The sequence below is a fragment of the Mammaliicoccus stepanovicii genome (assembly GCF_002902525.1).
Classification (GTDB): Bacteria; Bacillota; Bacilli; order Staphylococcales; family Staphylococcaceae; genus Mammaliicoccus; species Mammaliicoccus stepanovicii.
In genome coordinates this window covers 1-5,240 of record NZ_PPQZ01000098.1, presented here as the reverse complement: position 1 = coordinate 5,240, position 5,240 = coordinate 1, and the positions used below count along the sequence as shown (strand labels likewise).

Sequence of the window (5,240 nt, the reverse complement as noted above, 5' to 3'; positions counted from 1 at the left end):
GTAATATATAATTCTGGGATAAATATTACATCAATTGCCACTAGATAACACGAATGATGTTTTGTAATATTTATATATTATGTTTTATGGAGGCCGTTATGTTTTTTGAAAAAAAGATTTTTGTATTTGAAGATTTAGAGAACAAATACAACGAAGAGGATGCTAAAAATATATTTAACAGATATAAAGTTGACTACGGGTTCATTACAGAAAGTAGCCAATCAATTATATTAGGTGGTTTGAAATACAACTCTAAAGATGATAAAGAACAGTTTATAACTGAATTTAATCAATTTTTAGGTAACTAATATAATGATAGATACAAATTTAATTATATTCCTTTATAAACAAGTATGATATCCCATACTTGTTTTTTGGGCTTAGAAATAGGTATATGACAAAAATGTCACTTACTAAGGGATGGTTGTTAGTTTAAATAAGGGAATTATTTCTTTTTTTCAGTTATAATAGTAATAGTTAATTGAAATAGAGGAGGGTTCTTAAATGGTTGTAAATAAGTGGATTTATATTGCATTGGCAGTTTTATTAGGTAATTTTGGAGTACATAAATTTTATGCTCAAAAACCAGTAGTTGGCCTATTGCATTTAGTGTTTTGTTGGACGGGAATACCACATATCATTGCTATAATTAGTGCGATTTTAGCATTATTAACGCCTTCAGACAATGAAGGTAATATACCAGCTTAATTATATCAAGTAATCGAAATGTAATACGTGAGTAGGCTATTAATATTTCCGAAACTCAAGAAAGCAGAAGAAAATCAGATTCATATCTGAATTTCTTCTGCTTTTATTATTTTGAATGGGCGTTAATGGCCAAAGATCATAAATATTACCATCTGTTTATGTTGTTTCCACATCTAAATAGAGTAATTTAATGCGTTCTTTTATGAGTTTGATTTCAACTGGTGTATCGAATAAAATTTCTCCATCTATATCTAACTTTGCATTCGGTTGTGTGTCTAGTGTAGCATTTTCACAAGATATATGTGTAATATTGTCACTAATTTCATTCCAATTCATACTATCTTTGATTTTGAAGAAATCATTTATAATACTTAAATTATGGTTCTTAAATATAAATATATTCATTTTACCATCATTAGGTGATAAGTCTTCTAATGGAATTTTACTTCCGCCGACATGTTTACCATTAGCAATTAAGATCATCGATGTTTCTCCGTTATATTCCTTACCATCAGCAGTTAATTTGTATTTATATATTTCAGGGTTAGAGACTGTTTTTATTGTTGAGAATACATAACTAAATTTACCTAATATGTCTTTATGGCTAGATTCTACATTTTCAGCATTTTGAACCATTAGTCCAATACCTGCAAAATTTAATGCGTATGTGCCATTTACGTCTAATACATCAAACGATTTAATGTGACTATTTAATAAATCACGCGATGCTTGCATAGGTTTTGGAGATAAATTTAACGTTTTAGTGAAATCGTTGAATGTTCCACCTGGTAAAACACCAACTGGCATATGTAAATTGTTATCAACTATTCCATTTACAAGTTCATTTAATGTACCATCACCACCGAGTATAAAGCATACATCGTAATCGTTTAGATGTTTATTATCAGCTAGTTCTTTACAGTACGATTTGATTTGTCCTTCTTCTTTACTTAATTTAATTGTTAGATCATCACAAAACTGTGTCAGATTTTCAGTAACTTGTCCTAGTTCTTTGTAAATGTCACCTTGACCAGCTGCTTTATGATAAAATAATATACCTTTGTGGAAATGATAACTCATAATCAAATACCTCCTGAATTATTATTTATTTAACATACCACGCCTTCGTGAGATTAAACAGTTATATGTATAAAATCGTTATATGGTAAAATGAAAAAAAGTAATCTATCGGAGGGAAAAAACATGACTTCAGAAAATGATTATATAAATTATAATATGGATTTAAGAAGAGAACCCTTACTCGGTGTTGTGATTCATAATGATGCAAGTGAACTAAATGCTTATGAGTGGAGAGAAGTATTGAAGAACGCACCAGAAGAAAGATATATTCAAGGTATCGCGCATTACTATATTGATAGAAATCAAGTTTGGCAGGCAATTGATAGAGATAGTATTGCATGGCATACAGCTAATCCAGTAGGTAATGAACAATATTTAGGGTATGAAGTTCTTGAATCATTATCTAGTTCTGATGAAGAATTTTTATTAAACGAAGAGGAAACGTTTAAGACTATCGCTTCAGATATGGCTGATTTTAATTTAGTTCCTAATAGAGATACAGTTAGATTGCATTTAGAATTTAGTGATACTGAATGCCCACATCGATCGTTAGAATTACATACAAATTGGAAGACAACAGTTGATGGTAGGCCAGATGAATGGATTATAAATGAAATGAAAGATTATTTCATTGAACGCATAAATCAATATATGTAAAAAAAGAGAGTGTGTCCAAGAAATCTTTGAAAAACAGATTTCGGACATACTCTCTTAGTTTTAAGATTATGATTGACCATATTGTTGTTTAATTTGAACTAAAGCATTATAAAATAGTTCTGGTTGTTCAGGACCGTTATAAGTACCTTGTTCTAGTGCTGAAAGTGAAGCTTTTTCAGGATTTGTTAATCCACCTTCGTATTTTTGTCTCCAATCTGCATTGATTGAATTTATATATGGATTAACGCCAGTTTCATTATAAATTTGTTGGGCTTGTTCAGCACCAAGTGCAGATGTAGTTTGACTGTTGTTCATAGCAGCGTTGCTATTATCTGAATTCATATTACTATTAGATGATTGATCTTGGTTTGAATTGCTATTATTTTCAGAGTTTGATTGAGTAGCAGCATCACTGTTCGAATTAGAACTATCATTAGAACTGCTATCAGCGTTGTTTGCTGAACTATTACCGTTATCATCAGAGTTACTTGATGAATTGCCATCAGCGTCTTTGTCACTATTAGCGTCATCTTCTGAATTAGAGTCGCTAGATGTGCTGTCATTATCAGATTTACTATCTTTATCTTGTTTGTCATCTTTATCAGATTTAGCGTCTTTATCATCTTTAGACTTACTTGAATCATTAGATTTACTATCTTTAGATTTTGAACTTGCAGATTCTTTATCTGCTGATTTGTCTTTACTATTATCATCACTGCCATTGCCGCATGCTGCTAAGAACAGAAATGATGAAAGTAGTAGTACGAAGAATTTTTTCATAAAATACACTCCTTGATTTCAGTTTTTATGTATTGATACATATGTATCAATACTCACTTATACCACTGAATATTAATATCAAACGAAAATTATTGAAAATTCAATTAAAATTACTTTCAGAGTTAATATCAAATGTAGTGTAAATAGTTAATTAGTTTAGATTTTTAATATAAATCGCTATAATTAGTGTAATACGTTATTTAAAGGAGGAAGCATTATGCATAAAAAAACAATTGGGTTTGTAGGTACTGGTGTAATGGGTAAGTCCATGGTTGGCCATTTATTAACTGAAGGATACGACATAAATGTTTATAACAGAACTAAATCAAAAGCAGATGAACTAATTAACAAAGGGGCAGAATGGTGTGAAACGATTTCAATTTTAGCTGAAAAAAGTGATGTTATTATTTCTATGGTTGGATATCCTACTGATGTAGAATCTATCTATTTTGGTGAAAATGGTATTTTAAAGCATGCTAAATCAGGGTCAATCGTAATTGATATGACTACTTCAAGCCCTCAATTAGCCGAACAAATTTATTCAAAAGCAAAGGAATTTAATATACATAGTTTAGATGCTCCGGTATCTGGTGGGGACGTTGGTGCAAAGCAAGCAACACTTACAATAATGGTTGGAGGCGATGAAGAAACGTACAATCAAGTTGTGGATATATTTAAAGTTTTAGGTAAAAATGTTGTCTATCAAGGGAAAAGTGGAAATGGTCAACATACTAAATTATCAAACCAAATCGCTATAGCTGCTGGTATGTTAGGTGTCGCAGAATCCATCATTTACGCCGAAGAAGCGGGGTTAGATATTGAAAAAGTCTTTAGTTCAATAGAACATGGTGCTGCAGGAAGTTGGTCACTTTCAAATTTAGGTCCTCGAATGGTTAAGCATGATTATGCACCTGGATTTTATGTAAAACACTTCATAAAAGATATGAAAATTGCGATTGAAGAAAGTGAAAAGATGGGATTGTTTATGCCGGGGCTTTCAAAAGCAAAAGAAGTATATGAATTATTAAGTAATGCAGGATTTAATGAAGCGGGTACGCAATCAGTTATTCAATACTTGAAAGATCAAATTAAAAAGGAGAATTAATATGGAATTAAATGAATATCAACAACTTGCTAGAAGGACGATGGGTCCTATAAATGATGAACCTATTCAAAGTTTAATAAATGGTGCGCTTGGTCTAACTGGTGAGTCTGGAGAAGTTGCTGATATTGTAAAAAAGCATGTTTTTCAAGGACACGATTTGAATAAAGAAGATCTTATAGATGAACTAGGTGATGTGATGTGGTATATCGCAAGTTGTGCTTCTGCGCTTGATATTAATCTAGAAGATGTAGGGTTTAGAAATATTGAAAAACTTCAGAAAAGATATCCAGATGGATTTAAAGAAGAAGATTCAAAAAATCGTAAAGATTAAATTGTTCATACCTATTGGTTAAAGATTCCAAATCTGCTAAAATGAGAAGTGTGTAAACGCTTTCTGTGGAGGTAAGAAATTTGGAATCTAACGAACAATATTTATCATTAGAAGAATTAAAGAAGATAATGTCAAACTATCCTTTGCAATATATTGTTTGTGGAGACTGTGCAGTTGATTTATTTTTAAACGAATATTCGCACATGAAAGAAATGATTAGTGTGACGATTAGTAGAGAAGAAATGGATATGTTTAATACATATTTAACAAAGAAACAATTTCAATTTGTAATAAAAACACCTTTAAATAATTTTGAATTCGTTAGTGAGAAAGAATTAGCAGATTACAGTAAATATTATATTTATGATGGCAATAAACAAAAGCGAATCATCAAAGTGTATATATACGAAACGAAAGATAATAAATGGCAATTTAGCCATGATTATAATATCGAAATAGAAGATTATAAAATTTACTTTCATAGTTTAGAATATGATGTGAAATATTTAAGACCAGAGATACAGATGATGTATAAACTGTATCATGAATTGAGAGATGATGATATTTACAAATATCAAA

At 30.5% G+C, this 5,240-nt stretch carries 8 protein-coding genes; 6 read left to right on the top strand and 2 right to left on the bottom strand.

The features are described 5' to 3' along the window. Positions 1-98: 98 nt before the first annotated feature. Both CD111_RS10235 and CD111_RS10230 read left to right on the top strand, forming a co-directional pair. Entirely contained in the window at positions 99-308 is a 210-nt protein-coding gene (locus CD111_RS10235) for a hypothetical protein (protein WP_095088187.1), read from the top strand. A gap of 196 nt (positions 309-504) precedes the next feature. Beyond that, entirely contained in the window at positions 505-708 is a 204-nt protein-coding gene (locus CD111_RS10230; RefSeq protein WP_095088185.1) for a TM2 domain-containing protein, read from the top strand. 156 nt (positions 709-864) lie between these two features. Here CD111_RS10230 and CD111_RS10225 read toward each other — a convergent pair whose 3' ends face one another. After that, positions 865-1,788 (bottom strand): diacylglycerol/lipid kinase family protein, encoded by a 924-nt coding sequence (locus CD111_RS10225; RefSeq protein ID WP_095088184.1) that lies wholly within the window; start codon positions 1,786-1,788, stop codon positions 865-867. A gap of 123 nt (positions 1,789-1,911) precedes the next feature. Here CD111_RS10225 and CD111_RS10220 point away from each other — a divergent pair, with 123 nt between their 5' ends. Continuing rightward, positions 1,912-2,445, top strand: a complete 534-nt coding sequence (locus tag CD111_RS10220) for an N-acetylmuramoyl-L-alanine amidase (RefSeq protein ID WP_095088183.1) — start codon at positions 1,912-1,914, stop codon at positions 2,443-2,445. A 66-nt stretch (positions 2,446-2,511) separates the two neighbouring features. On the opposite strand, the gene CD111_RS10215 is transcribed toward CD111_RS10220, so the two are convergent. After that, positions 2,512-3,225: a hypothetical protein gene (locus CD111_RS10215; protein ID WP_095088181.1), complete on the bottom strand. Its 714-nt coding sequence runs from the start codon at positions 3,223-3,225 to the stop codon at positions 2,512-2,514. Positions 3,226-3,442: 217 nt separating this feature from the next. On the opposite strand from CD111_RS10215, the gene CD111_RS10210 reads away from it, so the two are divergent. From CD111_RS10210 to CD111_RS10200, 3 genes are all read left to right on the top strand, one after another. Beyond that, positions 3,443-4,330, top strand: coding sequence for an NAD(P)-dependent oxidoreductase (locus CD111_RS10210; protein ID WP_095088180.1), 888 nt, complete (start codon positions 3,443-3,445; stop codon positions 4,328-4,330). Between the two features lies 1 nt (position 4,331). Further along, positions 4,332-4,661 carry a nucleoside triphosphate pyrophosphohydrolase family protein gene (locus CD111_RS10205; protein ID WP_095088178.1) on the top strand — a complete coding sequence of 110 codons (330 nt, stop codon included), beginning with the start codon at positions 4,332-4,334 and terminating at the stop codon, positions 4,659-4,661. Positions 4,662-4,741: 80 nt separating this feature from the next. Continuing rightward, positions 4,742-5,240 (top strand): hypothetical protein (locus CD111_RS10200; protein WP_142380959.1); only part of this gene is annotated, 499 nt, incomplete at its 3' end.

What these genes read in the sequence shown, in the direction of transcription:
- CD111_RS10235 (WP_095088187.1), top strand. Translation starts at nt 99, where the DNA reads ATGTTTTTTGAAAAAAAGATTTTTGTATTTGAAGATTTAGAGAACAAA.
- CD111_RS10230 (WP_095088185.1), top strand. Translation starts at nt 505, where the DNA reads ATGGTTGTAAATAAGTGGATTTATATTGCATTGGCAGTTTTATTAGGT.
- CD111_RS10225 (WP_095088184.1), bottom strand. Translation starts at nt 1,788, where the DNA reads ATGAGTTATCATTTCCACAAAGGTATATTATTTTATCATAAAGCAGCT.
- CD111_RS10220 (WP_095088183.1), top strand. Translation starts at nt 1,912, where the DNA reads ATGACTTCAGAAAATGATTATATAAATTATAATATGGATTTAAGAAGA.
- CD111_RS10215 (WP_095088181.1), bottom strand. Translation starts at nt 3,225, where the DNA reads ATGAAAAAATTCTTCGTACTACTACTTTCATCATTTCTGTTCTTAGCA.
- CD111_RS10210 (WP_095088180.1), top strand. Translation starts at nt 3,443, where the DNA reads ATGCATAAAAAAACAATTGGGTTTGTAGGTACTGGTGTAATGGGTAAG.
- CD111_RS10205 (WP_095088178.1), top strand. Translation starts at nt 4,332, where the DNA reads ATGGAATTAAATGAATATCAACAACTTGCTAGAAGGACGATGGGTCCT.